The organism is Duganella aceris (assembly GCF_011090165.1).
Taxonomy (GTDB): domain Bacteria; phylum Pseudomonadota; class Gammaproteobacteria; order Burkholderiales; family Burkholderiaceae_D; genus Rugamonas; species Rugamonas aceris.
Genome location: NZ_JAADJT010000003.1, coordinates 52,021 through 70,620, shown reverse-complemented (window position 1 = coordinate 70,620; position 18,600 = coordinate 52,021). Strand labels below are relative to the sequence as shown.

Annotated in this window: 17 protein-coding genes and 1 pseudogene; 3 read left to right on the top strand and 15 right to left on the bottom strand. The window is 66.2% G+C overall.

Annotated features, from left to right (window positions below; genetic code table 11):
- Nucleotides 1-55 precede the first annotated feature (55 nt).
- From GW587_RS07540 to GW587_RS07505, 8 genes are read right to left on the bottom strand one after another with little or no spacing between them, the layout of a single operon-like run.
- On the bottom strand, nt 56-1,000 hold the full coding sequence (locus GW587_RS07540; protein ID WP_166101561.1) for a polysaccharide deacetylase family protein: 945 nt from the start codon (nt 998-1,000) through the stop codon (nt 56-58).
- Between the two features lie 32 nt (nt 1,001-1,032).
- Nucleotides 1,033-2,073, bottom strand: coding sequence for a bifunctional UDP-4-keto-pentose/UDP-xylose synthase (locus tag GW587_RS07535; protein ID WP_166100618.1), 1,041 nt, complete (start codon nt 2,071-2,073; stop codon nt 1,033-1,035).
- On the bottom strand, nt 2,070-3,017 hold the full coding sequence (locus GW587_RS07530; protein ID WP_166100617.1) for a formyltransferase: 948 nt from the start codon (nt 3,015-3,017) through the stop codon (nt 2,070-2,072). Before GW587_RS07530 ends, GW587_RS07535 begins: the two co-directional genes overlap by 4 nt.
- A complete protein-coding gene (locus GW587_RS07525; protein ID WP_166100615.1) occupies nt 3,010-4,020 on the bottom strand; it encodes a glycosyltransferase in 1,011 nt (336 codons plus the stop codon). The genes GW587_RS07530 and GW587_RS07525 overlap by 8 nt, the downstream gene beginning before the upstream one ends.
- Entirely contained in the window at nt 4,017-5,156 is a 1,140-nt protein-coding gene (locus tag GW587_RS07520; protein ID WP_166100613.1) for a DegT/DnrJ/EryC1/StrS family aminotransferase, read from the bottom strand. The genes GW587_RS07525 and GW587_RS07520 overlap by 4 nt, the downstream gene beginning before the upstream one ends.
- Nucleotides 5,157-5,202: 46 nt before the next feature.
- Nucleotides 5,203-5,574, bottom strand: coding sequence for an SMR family transporter (locus GW587_RS07515; protein ID WP_166100612.1), 372 nt, complete (start codon nt 5,572-5,574; stop codon nt 5,203-5,205).
- Nucleotides 5,575-5,590: 16 nt separating this feature from the next.
- Nucleotides 5,591-7,249, bottom strand: coding sequence for a glycosyltransferase family 39 protein (locus GW587_RS07510; protein WP_166100610.1), 1,659 nt, complete (start codon nt 7,247-7,249; stop codon nt 5,591-5,593).
- A complete protein-coding gene (locus GW587_RS07505; protein WP_166100609.1) occupies nt 7,249-7,641 on the bottom strand; it encodes an Mth938-like domain-containing protein in 393 nt (130 codons plus the stop codon). Before GW587_RS07505 ends, GW587_RS07510 begins: the two co-directional genes overlap by 1 nt.
- A gap of 194 nt (nt 7,642-7,835) precedes the next feature.
- Here GW587_RS07505 and GW587_RS07500 point away from each other — a divergent pair, with 194 nt between their 5' ends.
- Nucleotides 7,836-9,068 carry a pyridoxal phosphate-dependent aminotransferase gene (locus GW587_RS07500; RefSeq protein WP_166100607.1) on the top strand — a complete coding sequence of 411 codons (1,233 nt, stop codon included), beginning with the start codon at nt 7,836-7,838 and terminating at the stop codon, nt 9,066-9,068.
- Nucleotides 9,069-9,109: 41 nt separating this feature from the next.
- Complete coding sequence (locus tag GW587_RS07495; protein WP_166100605.1) at nt 9,110-10,432, top strand: homoserine dehydrogenase; 1,323 nt, start codon at nt 9,110-9,112, stop codon at nt 10,430-10,432.
- An 80-nt stretch (nt 10,433-10,512) separates the two neighbouring features.
- On the opposite strand, the gene GW587_RS07490 is transcribed toward GW587_RS07495, so the two are convergent.
- The 4 genes from GW587_RS07490 to GW587_RS07475 all read right to left on the bottom strand — a co-directional run bounded on the left by GW587_RS07490 (nt 10,513) and on the right by GW587_RS07475 (nt 14,444).
- Entirely contained in the window at nt 10,513-10,845 is a 333-nt protein-coding gene (locus tag GW587_RS07490; RefSeq protein ID WP_166100603.1) for a BON domain-containing protein, read from the bottom strand.
- 206 nt (nt 10,846-11,051) lie between these two features.
- Nucleotides 11,052-12,470: a sigma 54-interacting transcriptional regulator gene (locus GW587_RS07485; RefSeq protein ID WP_166100602.1), complete on the bottom strand. Its 1,419-nt coding sequence runs from the start codon at nt 12,468-12,470 to the stop codon at nt 11,052-11,054.
- Nucleotides 12,467-13,030: a hypothetical protein gene (locus tag GW587_RS07480; protein ID WP_166100600.1), complete on the bottom strand. Its 564-nt coding sequence runs from the start codon at nt 13,028-13,030 to the stop codon at nt 12,467-12,469. The genes GW587_RS07485 and GW587_RS07480 overlap by 4 nt, the downstream gene beginning before the upstream one ends.
- Nucleotides 13,020-14,444 carry a sensor histidine kinase gene (locus tag GW587_RS07475; RefSeq protein ID WP_166100598.1) on the bottom strand — a complete coding sequence of 475 codons (1,425 nt, stop codon included), beginning with the start codon at nt 14,442-14,444 and terminating at the stop codon, nt 13,020-13,022. The genes GW587_RS07480 and GW587_RS07475 overlap by 11 nt, the downstream gene beginning before the upstream one ends.
- A gap of 97 nt (nt 14,445-14,541) precedes the next feature.
- Here GW587_RS07475 and GW587_RS31730 point away from each other — a divergent pair.
- A pseudogene (locus GW587_RS31730) lies at nt 14,542-15,797 on the top strand (methyl-accepting chemotaxis protein); the annotation flags it as partial.
- Nucleotides 15,798-15,888: 91 nt separating this feature from the next.
- Here GW587_RS31730 and GW587_RS07465 read toward each other — a convergent pair.
- From GW587_RS07465 to GW587_RS07455, 3 genes are read right to left on the bottom strand one after another with little or no spacing between them, the layout of a single operon-like run.
- Nucleotides 15,889-16,230 carry a ribonuclease E inhibitor RraB gene (locus GW587_RS07465; RefSeq protein ID WP_166100597.1) on the bottom strand — a complete coding sequence of 114 codons (342 nt, stop codon included), beginning with the start codon at nt 16,228-16,230 and terminating at the stop codon, nt 15,889-15,891.
- Nucleotides 16,231-16,267: 37 nt separating this feature from the next.
- Entirely contained in the window at nt 16,268-17,743 is a 1,476-nt protein-coding gene (locus GW587_RS07460; protein WP_166100595.1) for a sensor histidine kinase, read from the bottom strand.
- A gap of 21 nt (nt 17,744-17,764) precedes the next feature.
- A complete protein-coding gene (locus GW587_RS07455) occupies nt 17,765-18,463 on the bottom strand; it encodes a response regulator (protein ID WP_166100593.1) in 699 nt (232 codons plus the stop codon).
- Between the last annotated feature and the right edge of the window lie 137 nt (nt 18,464-18,600).

The following is an 18,600-nucleotide window of genomic DNA, read 5'->3' as shown; positions in this document are numbered from 1 at the left end:
ATTTTTGTACTTCGGATTGGCTATCAGCCACAGGCTATCTCCTGAGTGGTACGCATTAAGATCGGGCGGCGCCTTGCACCACCAGCCGGCCCGAACGTCCCGGCAGTTCGCCCCAGGTGATCGGGCAGACCGGCAAGGCGAGGTGCTGCACCTTCTGATGGTAGTCGGCCATGGACGCCAGTTGGTAACCCTGGGCGCGCCACCCCGCCAATAACTGCTCGAATATGGGGGCGAGTTTCTGACCTTCAAGTTCCGCGTGCAAAGTATACACGTGGTCGCGGCCCGCGCCCTCGGTCAGCTTGAGCAGGAAGGCGGCGATATTGGCGGTGGTGACGATAGTGCCGTCGATTTCGCGCCCGAGCAATTCGTCCAAAGTAGGGAGGGTGGTGGGCAACTGGATATGCTTCAGCACGTGCGCGCCATCGGCCAGGCGGTGCGGACCGTCGGCCGGATTGGCCAGCGTGCCGTCCTCGTTGAGCACGCAGCGGCCGTCCGAGGCGTAGGCGTAGCCGGCCGCGTCGTGCCGGGCGAAGGCGGCGTCGTTCATCTGCCAGCCGGCGGCGCCGTGGGTGCGCGGCGCGACGCCGAACACCTGCGTGTAGCGGGCCTCGGCCTTGAGCATCATGCCGGTCGACCAGGCGCCGTCGCGCTGGGCGACGTTGTCCTGCCACAGCACGTGGTCCCAGGTGTGAATGCCGCACTCGAAGCCGGCGTCGCGCACCTGGCGCATCTGGTCGGCGCAGTCCTTGCCGATGTCGGGGGCGGGCAGCAGCGTGCCGTACATCAGCGTCTTGAGGCCGTAGTGCTCGACCACCGAGGTGCGCGAGACCTTGCTGAAGAAGCCGGGCCGCAGCGCGCGGCGCAGCGCCCAGCCGGTGTGGTCGGGGCCGAGCGAGAACAGGAAGGTGGCGCCGGCTTGGTGCGCCTTGAGCATGCGCACCAGGTTCAACGTGCCTTCGCGGGTGCCGCGATAGGTGTCGATGTCGATCTTCAGCACCATCAGCGGCGCGGGGGAGGTGGTCGTGGTCAAATTCAGTCCATCAATGCTTGGGCGGCGCCGACCTGGCCGCGGTAGGCGTCGAAGATTTTCTTCAGCGCGTCGGCCATGCCGGTGGTCGGCGCCCAATCGAGTTCGGCGCAGGTGTTGGTGATTTTCGGCACCCGGTTCTGCACGTCCTGGTAGCCGGCGCCGTAGTAGGCGCCCGAGGTGGTCTCGACGATCTTGACCTGCCTGGCGCTGCCGGCGTATTCGGGATAGTCGGCGGCCAGCTCCAGCATCATCGCCGCCAGCTCGCGGATCGAGTAGTTGTTGACCGGGTTGCCGATGTTGTAGATCTTGCCGCTGGCGGCGCCGTCCTGGTTGGCGATGATCTTCACCAGCGCGTCGATGCCGTCGTCGATGTCGGTGAAGGCGCGCTTCTGCGCGCCGCCGTCGACCAGCGAGATGTTCTCGCCGCGCACGATGTGGCCGAAGAACTGGGTCACCACGCGCGACGACCCTTCCTTCGGCGTGTGGATCGAATCGAGGCCGGCGCCGATCCAGTTGAACGGGCGGAACAGCGTGAAGTTCAGGCCTTCCATGCCGTAGCCCCAGATCACGCGGTCCATCAGCTGCTTGGCGTTGGCGTAGATCCAGCGCGGCTTGTTGATCGGGCCGCAGATCAGTTCCGAGTTCTCCGGATCGAATTCCTCGTCGTGGCACATGCCGTACACTTCCGAGGTCGACGGGAACACCAAATGCTTGCCGTACTTGGCGGCGGAGCGGACGATCGGCAGGTTGGCCTCGAAGTCCAGCTCGAACACGCGCAGCGGCGCCTTGACGTAGGTGGACGGGGTGGCGATCGCCACCAGCGGCAGGATCACGTCGCATTTCTTGACGTGGTACTCGACCCACTCCTTGTTGATGGTGATGTCGCCTTCGAAGAAGTGCATGCGCGGATGGTCGAGCATGTCCGAAATACGGTCGGTGCTCATGTCCATGCCATAGACGTGCCAGTCGGTGGTCGCCAGGATGCGCTTCGACAAATGATGGCCGATGAAGCCGTTGACGCCGAGGATCAGGACTTTTTTCATGCGCGTGCTCCTTCAAGGTGGGCTTGCAGTTGCGCCGCCGTCACCGGCGCGCCGTCGGCGCTCAGCGCGGCGATGGTCAGCATGCGGCCGTCGCCGCAGACGCCGACGATGGCGCCGTCCAGCACCGCCAGTCCCTGCGGCAGGCTCAGGGCGACCAGATTGCCCTGGCCCGGCAAGCGCGCGCGCTGGATCACGTAACGCACGCCGCCGACTTCGGTGAAGGCGCCGGGGTAGGGTGGCGCGACCGCGCGGTGCAGATTGTAGACCTGCTGCGCCGGCCGGCTCCAGTCGATGCGGCCGTCCTCCGGCTTGCGGCCGCCGAAGTAGCCGCCCTTGCTCAGGTCGTTGTGCAGGCGCGGCGCGGTCCCCGCCAGCAGCGACGGCAGCACGCGCCACAGCGCCTGCTCGGCCGCCACCGTGACCTTGCCGAACACTTCGAACGCGGTGTCGTCCGGCAGGATCGGCACCTCCATCTGCGACACGATGGCGCCGGCGTCCGGCTTGACCGTCATCTCGTGCAGCGACGCGCCGGTGACCGACGCGCCGTGCAGCACCGCCCAGTTGACCGGCGCGCGGCCGCGGAACTCCGGCAGCAGCGAGCCGTGCATATTGTAGGCCGGCGCCACCGCCAGCAGGTCGGCCGGCAGCATATGGCGGTAGTAAAAGCTGAACATCAGGTCGGGCCTGGCGTCGCTCACCTGGCGCAGCAATTCCGGCGCGCGCGCGTCGGCCGGGGTGATGTATGGAATGCCCTCGGCCCGGCATAACGAGATCACCGATTCGAACCAGATGTTCTCGTCGGCGCTGTCCTCGTGCGTGACCACCAGCGCGACATCGACGCCGCCGGCCAGCAGCACTTTCAGGCAGCGCACGCCGACGTTGTGATAGGCGAACACCACCGCGCGCTTGGCGGGATCCAGATCGGTCAGGCTTGTTTCATTCATCGATACGGCTCACTAAACGTTTTTCGACGCCGATGGGCGCCACGACCGACAGGCACGGTTGTTGTTCCAGCACGGCCTGCACCACATAGCGCGGCCTTGCGCGCACCTGCTGGAAGATGCGGCCGATGTACTCGCCCAGCAGGCCGATGCCGAACAAGATCACGCCCATCAGAAAGAAGGCGATCGCGAACAGCGTGAACACGCCGTCCGCCTCGGCGCCAAGGAACAGGCGCCGCACCAGCAAGCCCACCACCAGCGCCGCCGACACCAGCGACAACATCATGCCCAGCATGGAGAACATTTGCAGCGGCACCAGCGAGAAGCCGGTGATCAGGTCGAAGTTCAAACGAATCAGGCTGTACAGCGAATACTTCGATTCGCCGGCCGCGCGCTCCTCGTGCTCGACCACGATCTCGGTCGGCTTGCGCGCGAAGCGGTAGGCCAGCGCCGGCACGAAGGTGTTGACCTCGCGGCACTGGTTCATCAGGTCGACCACGTTGCGGCCGTAGGCGCGCAGCATATTGCCCTGGTCGGTGATCTTGATGTTGGTGATGCGCTCGCGCAGCCGGTTCATCGCTTTCGAGGCGTAGGTGCGCCACGCCGAATCGCAGCGCTTGCGGCGGATCGAGCCGACGTAGTCGTAGCCCTCGCGCATCTTGGCGATCAGCTTGCCGATTTCCTCCGGCGGATTCTGCAGGTCGGCGTCGAGCGTGACCATGATCTCGCCGCGCGCCGCTTCGAAGCCGGCCAGGATCGCCATGTGCTGGCCGTAGTTGCCGTTGAACAGCACCACCCGCGTCACGTCGGGCCGGGCGCGGAACTGCTCGGCCAGGATGGACACCGACTGGTCGCGGCTGCCGTCGTTGACGAACACGATCTCGTAGCGCTCGCCCAGCCGGTCCAGCGCCGGATACAGGCGCGCGAACAGCGCGGCCAGGCCGGCCTGCTCGTTGTAGATCGGGATGACGACCGAGATCGCCGGCTTGGGGAGCGCGGCGTTCATTTGATCAGCAGCGCTTTGACGGCGGCGACCGCGCGGTCGACGTCGGCCAGGGTCATGGCGTAGAACATCGGCAGGGTGACGGTCAGGCGGCCGACCTTTTCCGCGACCGGGAACATGCCCTCCTTGAAGCCGCGCTCGCGGTACATGGTGAACAGGTGGATCGGCGCGTAGTGGTAGCCGGTGCCGATGTTGAAGCGTTCCTGCATGGCGCGCATGAACTCGGCGCGGGTGCCCGGACCGTTGTCGGGCAGGATGATCTGGAACAGGTGGTAGTTGCTGCTGTCGAAGGCTTGCAGCGGCAGCTGCGCGCCCGACAGCGCCTCGAACCCGGCGCCGAAGGCCTCGTAGTAGCGGCGCGCCAGCGCGCGGCGGTGCGCGGTGATGTTGTCGATGTTGGCGAACTGGCCCAGGCCGATGGCCGCCATGATGTCGCTCATATTGTATTTGCCGCCGAGGACGTCGACGTCGATGCCGTCGACGCCGCTGCGGGTGACGCCCTGCAGGCGGTACTTCTCCGCCAGCCTGGCTTCCTCCAGGTTGTTCAGCACCAGCGCGCCGCCTTCGCCGGTGGTGATGTTCTTGTTGGCCTGGAAGCTGAACGAGACGAAGTCGCCGAAGGCGCCGATACGCTGGCCCTTCCATTCCGAGCCGAAGGCCTGCGCCGCGTCCTCGACCACGCGCAGATTGTGCTTGCGGGCGATGGCGTACAGCCGGTCCATGTCCAGCGGCAGGCCGGACAGGTAGACCGGAATGATGGCCTTGGTGCGCGGCGTGATCGCGGCTTCCACCTGGTCGAGGTCGAGGTTGCGGGTCAGCGGATCGATATCGGCGAACACCGGCGTGGCGCCCACTTCGATGATGACGTTGGCGGTGGCGACCCACGACACCGGCGTGGTGATGACTTCGTCGCCGGGACCGATGCCGGCGATGCGCAACGCGATCTCCATGGTGCAGGTGCCGGAGTTGAAGGTGCGCACCGGACGGCCGCCGAAGTAGTCCGACATTTGCGCTTCAAACGCCTGCACCTTCGGCCCGCTGGTGATCCAGCCCGAGCGCAGCACCTCGCCGACGGCGGCGATGGTCGCTTCGTCGATGCTAGGCTTGGAAAAAGGAAGGAAGGGCGGGGCTGCGGTCATAGGGGGTGTGCTTTCGAGTTTCTATAACCGCATTCTAGTTTGTTCATCAAGTGCGCGCCAGCCATGCGACACCAATCAGGATCACGACGATCGCCATCAGGCGCTGCGCCGACAAGGCCTCGCCGAACAGATACCAGGCCCCTATGGCGGTCACCACATAACCGAGCGACAGCATCGGATAGGCGATCGACACATCGACCCGCGACAACGCGATAATCCACAGCACCACCGATAGCACATAGCAAGTAAGCCCGCCGATAATGGGCCACTGGCTTGCAACCTTGATGCCGACCGCGAAGAAGTTCTGCAGCGTCAGATGGATTTCGCCGACGTTGCGCGCGCCCGCCTTGAGCAGCAATTGCGCGATCGCGTTGAGCAGTACGCCGAACACGATGAAACTGAAAGTGGCGATATTCATTGTATGTTTTTGTTCATTACAGATTGGTAATAACGATGCGGCGGGTGTCCTGCGCCACCACGCGCATGGTCAGCTGCCGGTCGCGCAGTTTGGCGAAGGCGCGGAGGCTGACGATGGCCACGGCTCGCTCGCCGGCGGCGGTATGGGCGCCCCAGCGCGCGCTGAAGCCGTCCAGCGTCGGGATCCACAATTCCGGCTGCTGTTGCAGGCCGAACGTGAGTTCGTCGCCGTAATCGACCAGGGTCGCGGTGCGCGCCAGGTAGAAGGTCATCGACTGCTCGTACGTTTCGACGGAATAGATCCTGGTGTCGGGCTTGAGCAGGGGCTGGATTTTCGCCACCATGTCCTTGCCGGCGCGCATATCGCCGAACGGTTCGAGGCCGGCCAGGATCAGCTGGGTGGCGGCGAAGCCGGCGATGGCCAAGGTCAGCACGCCGAGGTCGCGGCGCATCTGGCGCACGTGCAGCATCGCCATGGCGCCGGCGACGGCGGCGACGATGGCGGCCGCCAGCGCCCACGGCTGGGCCGCGACCAGCAGCATGCCTTCGCCCGGATAGCGTTCGCCCTCCAGGCCCAGTTGCGGCAGCGCCGCCAGCCCGGCCAGGCCGGCCAGCAGCATCAAGGCGGCGGCGATCATGCGTTGCGGCCGCGACGCGTGTTCCAGCTGGACCGCGATCAGCATCGCCAGCGCCGGGAAGATCGGCAGGATGTAGCCGGGCAGCTTGGAGCTGGAAGCGCTGAAGAAGAACAGGATGAACACCGACCAGATCAGCAGCAGCAGCTTGGGCTGGAAGCGCGCGGCTTCGCGGCGGGCGCCGTGCAGCAGCGCCTGCGGCAGCAGGCCCAGCCACGGCATCAGGCCCGGAATCAGCATCAGCAGGAAGTAGTACCACGGGCCTTCGCGGTGGTGCTGCTTGAGGAAGAAACGCTCCCAGTGTTCGTGGATGAAGAAGAAGTGCGGCTGTTCCGGATTCTTCAGCGCCACCAGCACGAACCACGGCGTGGCCAGGGCGAACAGCAGCAGCAAGCCCTTGCCCAGATGCAGCCGCTTCCAGATGCCGAGGTCGCGTCCCAGCGCCGAGTACAGCACCAGCACCGCGCCGGGCAGCACCACGCCGATCAGGCCCTTGGCCAGCACCGCCAGCGCCATGCCGGCCCAGCACAGCAGCATCCAGTTGCGGTTCTCGGCCGGCGTGGCGGCGTCGCGCTGCGCCAGCAACAGCGCGCACAGCGAGATCGCCATCATCGTCGACAAGCTCATGTCCAGCGAATTGATCTGGCTGCCGGCGACCCAGAACACGCTGGAGCCCAGCACCAGCGCGGCGTAGAAGCCGGCGCGCGCGCCGAACAGGCGCTGCGCGGTGTAGCCGCTCAGCAGCACCGCGCCCATGCCGCACAGCCCGGTCCAGAGCCGCGCCTGCCATTCGCCCAGGCCGAACACGGCGAAGGTGGCGGCGTTCATCCAGGTCTGCAGCGGTGGTTTCTCGAAGTATTTGATGCCGTTCAGGCGGGTGGTGATCCAGTCGCCGTGACTGAGCATCTCGCGCGCCATTTCGGCGTAGCGGCCCTCGTCGGGCGGCACCAGGGTGCGCATGCCGAGCATGTAGAAAGTGACGATGACGAAGGCCGCGAGCAGCGACCAGACCAGTTTTTTGGAGTTGTACAGGTCGTTCATCAGGCCGGCTTGGTCTCGCCGTGGTCGATCACCAGCGCCAACGTCACCTTGCGGCCTTCACCCATCAGGATGTTGTAGGTGCGGCAGGCGGCCTGGCTGTCCATGCATTCGACGCCGATGCGGCGCATGGTCAGCGCGGCGGTCAGGCGCGGATGGATGAAGCGCTGCCTGGCGCCGGTGCCGAGGATGACCACGTCCGGGCTGTCGGCGCCGATGATGTCGAAATGTTCGGCCGTGATGCTGTCGAAGGTCGGCGCGTGCCACGCGCGCGGCTCGGATTCGGGCAGGACGATCAGGCTGTAATTGTAGCGCTGGGCGTTGATTTCAACGCCGGTTTCGTCGTAACCGGTGACGGTCTGGTATTTTTTGGTGTCGCTGGCGTGGAGCTTCATGGGAGAAATCGCGCTGTGGGTCGGAAAGAAGCGCCATTGTAGCGGTTTCGGGCCGGACTTAGGCCTTTCGGACGGGCAGGTGTTGATTAAATGGGAGGCTTTCGGCAGAATGGTTCTTTTCGCATTGCAGCATCGACCGGCGCCGTGGTTTTGGCAGGTCGCAGCGGTTTGCCTCACCTGGACAGGATTTTATTTTGCGACCGATTCAAAAATCGAACAAATTGGCGGAAGTCTGTTACGAGATCCGCGGCCCGGTGCCGGAAAAAGCCCGGCAAATGGAGGAAGAAGGACACAAGATCACGAAGTTGAATATCGGCAACTTGGCCGTGTTCGGCTTCGATCCGCCGGACGAGATCGTCCAGGATATGAAGATCAACCTGTCCAACGCGGCCGGCTACACCGATTCCAAGGGCATGTTCGCGCCGCGCAAGGCCATCGTGCATTACACCCAGAGCAAGAACATCGCCGGCGTCGGCATCGAGGATGTCTACCTGGGCAACGGCGCCTCCGAGCTGATCGTGATGTCGATGAACGCGCTGCTCAACAACGGCGACGAGGTGCTGGTGCCGGCGCCCGACTATCCGCTGTGGACCGCCGCCGTGTCGCTGTCGGGCGGCAAGCCGGTGCACTACATCTGCGACGAGCAGCAGGAGTGGTATCCGGACATCGACGACATGCGGCGCAAGATCAACGCCAACACCCGCGCCATCGTCGTCATCAACCCGAACAATCCGACCGGCGCGCTGTATCCGGTGTCGCTGCTGTTGCAGATCATCGAGCTGGCGCGCGAGCACCAGCTGATCATCTACGCCGACGAGATCTACGACAAGGTGCTGTACGACGAGGCCGAGCACGTCTCGATCGCCTCGCTGGCCGACGACGTGCTGTTCGTCACCTTCAACGGCCTGTCGAAGAACTACCGCGCCTGCGGCTACCGCTCCGGCTGGATGGTGGTGTCGGGCGAGAAATCCCACGCCAAGGATTATATCGAGGGCCTCAACATGCTGGCCTCGATGCGCTTGTGCGCCAACGCACCGGGGCAGTTTGCGATCCAGACTGCGCTCGGCGGCTACCAGTCGATACAAGACCTGGTCGGGCCGGGCGGGCGCTTGTTGAAGCAACGCGACCTGGCCTACAAGCTGCTGACCGATATTCCGGGCGTCACTTGTGTCAAGCCGAAAGCGGCGCTCTACCTGTTCCCGCGTCTTGATCCGAAGATCTATCCGATCGCGGATGACCAGCAGTTCGCTTACGAATTGCTGGCCGAAACGAAAGTGCTGATCGTCCAGGGCAGCGGCTTCAACTGGATCGCGCCGGATCATTTCCGCGTCGTGTTCCTGCCGAACTCGGACGATATGACGGAAGCCTTTGGCCGCATCGCCAAATTCATGGAAGGCTACCGCAAGCGCCACGGCGCCAGCTTTTAAGCGGGTCACAGCCGAACCTTAGATCAATAGAAACGAATAATATGAAACCCATCAAAGTAGGCTTGTTAGGCGTCGGCAATGTCGGCGGCGGTACGTTCGACGTACTGGAACGCAATCAGGAAGAAATCCGCCGCCGCGCCGGGCGCGGCATCGAAGTGGTCGCCGTCTCGGCGCGCAACCTGGAGCGCGCCAAGGCGCGCACCGGCGGCAAGGTCAAGGTCGTGGCCGACCCGTTCGACATCGTCAACGATCCCGAGATCGACATCGTGGTCGAACTGATCGGCGGCTACGACGACGCCAAGGCGCTGGTGCTGCAGGCGATCGCCAACGGCAAGCACGTGGTCACCGCCAACAAGGCGCTGCTGGCGGTGCACGGCAACGAAATCTTCGCCGCCGCGCAGGACCAGGGCGTCATGGTCGCGTTCGAAGCGGCGGTGGCCGGCGGCATCCCGATCATCAAGGCGCTGCGCGAAGGCCTGACCGCCAACCGCATCGACTGGCTGGCCGGCATCATCAACGGCACCACCAATTTCATCCTGTCCGAGATGCGCGACAAGGGGCTGGACTTCGGCACCGTGCTGAAGCAGGCGCAGGAACTGGGCTACGCCGAAGCAGACCCGACCTTCGACATCGAAGGCGTGGACGCGGCGCACAAGGCCACCATCATGTCGGCGATCGCCTTTGGCATTCCGGTGCAGTTCGACAAGGCGCACGTCGAGGGCATCTCCAAGCTGAACGCGATCGACATCCGTTACGCCGAGCAGCTGGGCTACCGCATCAAGCTGCTGGGCATCGCCAAGCGCGCCAAGGTCAACGGCGTGGAGGGCGTGGAGCTGCGCGTGCACCCGACGCTGATCCCGGCCAAGCGCCTGATCGCCAACGTCGAAGGCGCGATGAACGCGGTGCTGGTGCAGGGCGACGCCGTCGGCGCCACGCTGTACTACGGCAAGGGCGCCGGCGCCGAGCCGACCGCGTCGGCGGTGATCGCCGACCTGGTCGACATCACCCGCCTGGCCACCGCCGATCCGGAACACCGCGTGCCGCACCTGGCGTTCCAGCCGAACGCGATGACCAATATCGAGATCCTGCCGATGTCGGAAATCACCACCAGCTACTATCTGCGGATGAACGTCAGCGACCAGCCGGGCGTGCTAGCCGACCTGACCCGCATCCTGGCCGACGCGACGATCTCGATCGACGCCATGCTGCAAAAGGAACCGGCCGAGGGCGAGACCCGCACCGACATCATCTTCCTGACCCATCAGACCCAGGAGAAGAACGTCACCGCCGCCATCGCCAAGATGGAAGGCTTGTCCACGGTCTGCGGCAACGTCACCAAGATCCGCCTGGAAAACCTGAGCTGATTTTTGGACGAAAAAAAGCCGGACGGCGTCTACGCACACCGTCCGGTGAAAGGGTATTTTCTGCTAGCTGTTACTGCGGATTACTTCGAAGCGACGGTCAGTTCGCTTTTCACTTCCTTCACACCCGGCACGGCCGAGGCGACCTGGATGGCCTTGGTGCCGATGTCGGTGCTTGCAACCGAACCGCTCAGCACAACCACGCCTTCAGTGGTGGTCACGCCGATTTGCTTTTGATCTGCCAGTGATGCCTTGATCTTGCTGGTGATGGCCTCATCGTTGGTCGCGGTGCCGGTCTTGGCGGCGCCGGCCATAGCACCTTCTTGCTGACCAGCAGCGAAAGCGGTTCCGGTAGCGGCAGCGGCGGTCAGGGTAGCGGCAACCATCAGGCGGGCGATCAGTTTGGTAGTCATCATGATTTGCTTCCTTTTTCAAGTTTGAGGTAAAACGTCTGGGACGTATCCTCTCCTTTGCAAACCCCGTGCCAGCTCTGAAAAATCGTTAAAATTCAATGACTTGACTCTATTTTTCTAATGGGCAACAGCAACATCGTGATATTCCCGTCCATATTGCCCGGGATTTGTCGGGAAATGGCGACAAGCCTATGCCGCCGATTTCCAAGTCATTGATTTTTAAGGGGATCGTCCTGTCGCTCGCTGGCGACAACGGCGGAATCGCTGCGGAACAGGCTGGCGTCCAGGTCGTATTTCTGCAGCAGCCGGTAGAACTCGGTGCGGTTGCGCTCGGCGAGGCGGGCGGCGTCGGCCACGTTGCCGTCGGTGAGTTTCAATAACTGGACCAGGTAGTTGCGCTCGAAACGCTGCTTGGCCTCGGTATAGCTGAGCACCTCCAGCGACGGTACGCGCAAGGCGCGCTGCACCAGCGACAAGGGCACCAGCGGCGCGGTCGCCAGCGCGCACACGTGTTCGACCACGTTGTACAGCTGCCGCACGTTGCCCGGCCAGGCGGCCGTGGTCAGCGCCTCCAGCGCGCCGGGGGCGTAGCCGCGCACCGTCTTGTCGTACTTGGCCGCCAGCGATTGCAGGAACTGGGTCGCCATCAGCGCGATGTCCTCGCGCCGCTCCGCCAGCGGCGGCAGGGTCAGCGTGATGACGTTGAGGCGGTAATACAAATCCTCGCGGAACTGGCCGGCGTGCATGGCGGCATCGAGATCGCGGTGGGTGGCCGACAGGACGCGCACGTCGACCGGCTTGCCGGCGTCGGAGCCGAGCTGGCGCACCACGCGCTCCTGCAACACGCGCAGCAGCTTGACCTGCAACAGCAGCGGCATGTCGCCGATCTCGTCGAGGAACAGCGTGCCGCCGTCGGCCGCCTGCACCAGGCCTTCGCGCGCGGCGACCGCGCCGGTGTAGGCGCCCTTGACGTGGCCGAACAGCTCGGACTCCAGCAAGGCCTCCGGGATCGCGCCGCAGTTGACGGCGATGAACGGCGCCTTGGCGCGGCGGCTGGCGCGGTGGATGGCGTTGGCCAGCAACTCCTTGCCGGTGCCGCTCTCGCCGCGGATCAGGATGCTGGCGTCGGACGCCGCCACCAGCCGCGCTTCGGCCAGCAGCTCGTCCATCACCTGGCTGCGGCTGATCAGGCCGGAGCGCCAGGCGTCGTCGCCGCTGGCCGGGCCGGCGGCCGGCGCCGACAGGCTCAGCGCCTGCGCCACCCGCTCCAGCAGCAGCTTGGCGTCGAACGGCTTGGTCAGGTAGGCGTAGGCGCCCAGCGTGGTGGCCTCGACCGCGTCGGGGATGGTGCCGTGCGCGGTCAGCAGGATCACCGGCAGCGCCGGATAGCTGTGGCGGATTTCCTGGAACAGCGCCATGCCGTCGCGGTCGGGCAGGCGGATGTCGCTGATGACCAGGCGCGGCAGCTCGATCGACAACCGCGCCAGCGCCGCCTCGGCGCTGCCGACCGCCGTCACGCGGTAGCCGTTGGCGGTGAGCCGCATCGACAGCAGCCGCAGCAGGTCGGCGTCGTCGTCGACCACCAGCAGGTGGGCGCCCTGGTTGGGTGGGTGCGCGGCGGTGCTCATTTGGTCACCGCCTGCGGGCCGGGCGCCGGGCGGCCCGGCAGCGTGCGTTCGATGGTCTTCAGGCCTTCCAGCATCTCGTTGAGCTGGTCGATGCGGCGCTGGCTGTCCTTTTGCTGCGCCGCCAGCTTGTCGGCGTGCTCGGCCAGGCGGCGCGTCTCGGCGCAATTGCTGGACAACACTTGCGCCAGCAGCCGGAACGGCGAGGCGTCGATATCGGCCGAGGTCGCCACGCTGTCGAGCAGCGCCTGCGCGCGCGCCAGGTCGCCGGTGCCGCGCGTCAGCATCAACACCATGCCCATCTGCACCGCCACGCGCGGGCTGCGCTTTTGCAGGCTCAGGCCGCTCAACTCCTTCAGCATCTCGCCCTGGCTCATGCGGCGCAGCGATTGGTGATAGCTCAGCAGCGGACCGACCTCGTCCGGCGGCGGTTGCGGCGGCGGTTCCACCTCGACCACCGGCGCCGGCGTCGGCTCGGGCAGCGGCGGCGCCGGCATCGGCGAATTCAGCGTGCAGGCGGTCAGGGCCAGGCACAGCAGCAGGGGCAGCGGGTTATATTTCATAAGGCAATTCAATTCGGAAACGCGCACCTCGTTCGGAGGGCATGAGTTGCAGGACGCCGCTGTGCGCGGCCACGTATTCGTGCACGATGGACAGGCCGATGCCGTTGCCGCGGCGCGCGCCGGGCGGCTGGCGCTGGCCCTGGTAGAACGGTTCGAAGATGCGCGCCGCGTCGTCCGGCGCCACGCCCGGTCCCTGGTCGATGCAGTCGAGCAGCAGCGAGCCGTTCAACTCGCCGAGCCGGAAACAGATCAGGCCGCCGGGCGGGCTGAAGCGCACCGCGTTCGACAGCAGGTTGCCGAGCGCCACCGCCATTTTGTCGGTGTCGACCGCGATCGGCCGCGCCTTGCCTTCGGTCACCACCGTCAGGCCGGCGGCCTGCGTTTGCAGGCGCTGGCCATCGATGCATTGCGCCAGCAAGGCCTCCATGTCGGCGGCCTGGCGCTGCACGTGCTGGGCGTCGAAGGTGGCGGCGTTGTAGCGCAGCAGCGCCTCGATCTGCGATTGCAGCGCCGCCGTGTTCTGGTTCAGGATGCCGGCGATCTCGCGCTGGTTCGGCGACAGCGCGCCGGCCACGCCGTCCTCCAGCAGCGCCACGCCTTCGCGCAGCGCGGCCAGCGGGGTCTTCAGCTCGTGCGAGATGTGGCGCAGGAAGCGCGCCTTGTCCGCCTCCAGGTCGGACAGGCGCTGGCGCAGCCAGTTCAGTTGCTGGCCCACGCGTTGCAGGTCGCTCGGGCCGCGCACCTCGATCTGGTCGTCGTAGCGGTTTTCGCCGAGGCGGTCGATCGCGGTCTCGATCTGCGCCAGCGGCCGCGACAGCCACAGGCCGAAGCCGCCGGCCAGCGCCGCCGCCAGCACGATCGAGGCGATCACCTGCGCCGTCAGCACGCCGCGCCGCTGGTCCAGCTCGGCCAGCAGCTCGCTGTTGCGGCGGTCCACCTCCTGCTTGGCCTCCTCGGCCAGTTGCTCGTTGACCGCCGGCAGCGGCGCCAGCACTTTTTCCAGCGCCTGCTGGCGCGCGCTGGTGCGGGCGCGGGTCGGCATCTGCAGGATGTCCCAGGCTTGCTCGCCGGACTGGCGCCAATGCTCGAACAGCTGCGGCTGGGTGTTGGGCAGGGCGGCGGCCACCGCGTCGAGCGAGGCGCGCGCCTCGCGCCAGGAGTCGGCGTAGCGCTTGCGGAAGGCGGGGTCGTCCAGCACCAGGTATTGGCGCGCGCTGCGCGTCATGGCGACGCTGCGCTCGGCCAGTTGCTGGGTGTTTTCGGTCAGCGCCAGCGCGTGGCGGCCGCTGTCGCGGCTGTGGGCGGCCAGCCGGTCCAGCGTCCACAGGGCATGCAACGAGGCGGCGCTCAGCAGGACGGCGATCAGCAGGAAGACGCCCAGCAGCAATTGGCGAAACGAGAGTTTCGAGAGCATGGTCGTTGAATTGGGGACTATATTGGCTGAATGATATGGCGAAAGCCCCGAAACAGCCTGTTCGATTGGCCGGGTGTCGGCGACGCTGAGCGTGGTCATGACCGGCAACGGCATCCGCGAGCGGGTGGTGAGCCAGGAGTTGCCGGCGGAGGTCGGCCAGCTCCGCAACGACATCCAGCGCCAGATCGGCGAACCGCTGGCGGCGGCGCGCGCCGTCGCCGCCAACACCTTCCTGCCGGACTGGGAACAGGCCGGCCTGCCCGACAGCGGCGAGGCCGGCTGGGAAACCTTCGCGGCCAGCATGCGCAAGGCCACCGCCAGCGGCGCCGCGTATTCGCTGAAGCTGGACAAGGCGCCGGGCGCGACCGCCTACAACGTCTTCATCAACACCCGCTTCGACGCCGGCGACGGCAAGATCGGCGTCGCCAGTCTCGGGTTGGCGGTCAACAAGCTGGCCGACACCATCCGCAGCTACAAGGTCGGCGCCTCCGGCTTCGTGTATCTGGTGCGGCCGAACGGCATGCTGATCGTGCACCGCGACGCCGCGCTGGCCGACGGCAAGCATTTCATCAAGGATCTGCCGGCCTTCAGCGCTCGGTGACGATCTCGGCGCTGATCGGCGGCCTGGTCGGCGGCGGCATCGGCATGTTCGTCATCTATCTGGTCAGCATGGCGATCGCCGCGCCGGTGGCGCGCGCGGCGCAGATGCTGGGCGAGATCGCCGACGGCAACGGCGATCTGAGTCGGCGGATGACGGTCGAGAGCGAGGACGAGGTCGGCGCGCTGGCCGACGCCTTCAACCGCTTCGTCGCGTCGCTGAGCCAGACGATACGCCGGGTGCGCGACAGCACCGAGACCATCGCCACCGCGTCCAGCGAAATCGCCAGCGGCAACCTCGACCTGTCGGCGCGCACCGAGGCGCAGGCGTCCAGCCTGGAGCAGACCGCGTCGGCGATGGAGCAATTGACCGCGACCGTGGCGCGGAATTCCGACAGCGCGCGGCACGCCAACCAGCTGGTGCGGTCGGCGTCCGGCTACGCCACCGAGGGCGGCGCGGTGGTGGGGCGGGTGGTGCAGACGATGGTGTCGATCAAGGACAGCTCGCGCAAGATCGTCGACATCATCGGCGTCATCGACGGCATCGCGTTCCAGACCAATATCCTGGCGTTGAACGCCGCTGTCGAAGCGGCGCGCGCCGGCGAGCAGGGACGCGGCTTCGCGGTGGTGGCGTCGGAGGTGCGCAACCTGGCGCAGCGCTCGGCCGGCGCGGCGCGCGAGATCAAGGAGTTGATCGGCGATTCGGTGCTGAAGGTCGACGCCGGCAGCGTGCTGGTGGACGAGGCGGGCGTCGTAGCATGGGGGTCAAGTCTGACATTCGGACACGGGCTCTACCGTAGCGCGCTACGGTAGAGCCCGTGTCCGAATGTCAGACTTGACCCCCATGTTAGTCGGCGGGGCCGACGTCCATGCCGTCGTAGGATTCGATCTGGTGTTCCTCGGCGAACTGGTAGAACTCCTGGTTGCGGGCGTGCAGTGTGTCGACCGTGTGGTGCTCGACCTTTTCGACGTGCAGCCACCACAGCGCCGGCGAATCCGCCTCCGGCTTGGAGTCGTAGATGCCGACGATCTGATAGCCCTTGGTCTTGAACAGCAGTTGCGCCAGTTCCAGCTTGGTCTTGGATTTGTCGGCGAAGAAGTAACCCCACAGCAGCGGCTTGCTGAGGTCCCAGGGGGCGTTCGCTTCCATGTCGGCAAACAGCTCGACCATTTCTTCTTTGGTGATCATTCTTGTTCCTTTGTGCGGCGGCGGTGCGCGGAGAGCGCTATTTTACCAAGCGCGGAAAGGCGACGCTGACTTTGAGGCCCTGGCCGCCGCCGGCGTCGTCCAGCGCGATGCCGGCGCCGTGCAGCGTGGCGATGTCGCGCACGATCGCCAGGCCCAGGCCGGCGCCGCCCGGATTGCGCTCCAGCGTCGAGGCGGCGCGGTAGAACGGGGCGAACACCCGCTCGCGCTCCGCCGCGACGATGCCGTGGCCGCTGTCCTCCACCTCCAGCACCACGCCGTCCGCATCCTCGCGCACCCGCAGCGCCACCGTGCCGCCTTGCGGCGTGTAGCGCAGCGCGTTGTCGATCAGGTTGGCGATCATCTCGTGCAGCAGCAAGGCCTGGCCGTTGACCATGCCCTGATGCTCGGCTTCCAGCGACAGGTCGATGTTCTTCGCCACCGCCACCATCGCCAGCTCCAGCCCGACCTGGCGCGCGATGTCGCGCAGCGCCACCGGTCCGTGCGCCGCTTCGGCGCTGCCGCCATGCTCGATGCGCGCCAGCGTCAGCAGGCGGTTGGCCAGGTTGACCGTGGAATCGGTGGTGGCGGCGATGCTGCGCACGATGTCGCGCAGCGCCGCCTTGCCGGCTTCGGCGTCGACGCCCGGCCGGTCGCATTCGCGCAGCGCCAGTTCGGCCTGGGTCTTGAGCACCGTCAGCGGCGTGCGCAGCTGGTGCGAGGCGTCGGCGATGAAGCGGCGCTGGCTGGTGATCAGGATGTGCAGCCGCGCGCGCGAGCTGTTCATCGCCGCCACCAGCGGCCGCACCTCCTTGTGCACCAGCTCCGGGTCGACGTCGGACGAGTCGTTCAGGCTGCGCGCCTCGACCGCGATCTTCAGCCGCATCAGCGGTTGCAGCACCAGCCGCACCGCGAACCACACCAGCAGCGCCACCGCAGCCAGCAGCAAGGCTTGCCAGATCAGCGTGTCGAACAGGATCTGGTTCGACAGGCCGCGCCGCGCCTCCAGCGTTTCGCCGACCTGGATCAGCGCGATGCCGCGCATCGAGTCGTCATAGACCGGCTGCAGCAGCGCGGCGATGCGCACCGGCTGGCCGTTGTAATTGGCGTGATAGAAGCGCACCAGCGCCGGATAGGCCTCCGAACGCGGCACGTTGGCCGGCACCGGCGGCAGGTCGCCGTAGCCGGACACGGTCTCGCCCTTGATGCCGGTGACCTTGTAGTAGATGCGGCCCAGCGTGTCGGTCTCGAAGCTGTCCAGCGCGACGTAGGGCACGTCCGCCACCACCTTGCCGTCGACCACCGACACCCGCTCCGCCAGCGCGCGCGTCGACGCCAGCAGCGAGCGGTCGTAGGCGACATCGGCGGCGTCCAGCGCGTTGCGGTAGACCGAGATGGTATTGAGCGCGACCAGCACCAGCAAGGGCCCCAGCAACCAGCGCAACAGCTGGCCGCGCAGGCTGCCCAGCGGCGCGCCGGGGCCGACGCGGCGGGCGAGGTTGGTCAGCAGCGGCATGCGTTCCCGGCCCGGCGCGCGTCAGGCGGCCGGCGCCGGGCGCGGTTGCAGCACGTAGCCGATGCCGCGCAGCGTGGTGATGATGGCGGCGTCGGTGGCGGGGATGTCGAGCTTCTTGCGCACGCGGTGGATGTACAGGTCGATCGCATCGAGGTTGGCGTGGTCCTCCAGCGCGAACACTTCGTCGAACAGCTTTTCCTTCGAGACCACCCGGCCGGCGCGGGTGATCAGCGTCTCCAGCACCGCGTGCTCGCGCGGCGTCAGCGCCAGCGCGACGCCGGCGTAGCTGAACATGCGGGTGACGGTGTCGAAACTGAGCGCGCCGCAGCTGTGCACCAGCGCCTCGTTGCCGACGCTGCGGCGCAGCAAAGCTTTCACGCGCGCCTCCAGTTCGGCCAGTTCGAACGGCTTGGCCAGGTAGTCGTCGGCGCCGAGGTTGAGGCCCTGTACCCGGTCTTCCAGGCCGCCGCGCGCGGTCAGGATCAGCACGGGCGTCTGGCCGCGCGGGCCGCCGCGCGCGCGCAGGCGCTTGAGCACTTCCAGTCCATCCATGCGCGGCAAGGTCAGGTCGAGGATCACCAGGGCGTAGTCCTGGGTATGCAGCAGGGCGTCGGCGTCGGCGCCATTGTCGACGCATTCCACCGTCAGGTGGGCGTCGCGCAGGGCCTTCGACAGCCAGTGCGACAGTTCGGTGTGATCTTCTACTAACAGTATGCGCATGACTTCCGGTCCTTGAAAGCAGCATCATGGTCCGCCCGGCGCGAAAAGGGAAGCCCCCGCGCTAAATGTGGCTCGCCGGAGACATTGAAAGGCAATTGAAAGGAAGCAGCTTTTATAGTGGCATCCTGATCGCAAAG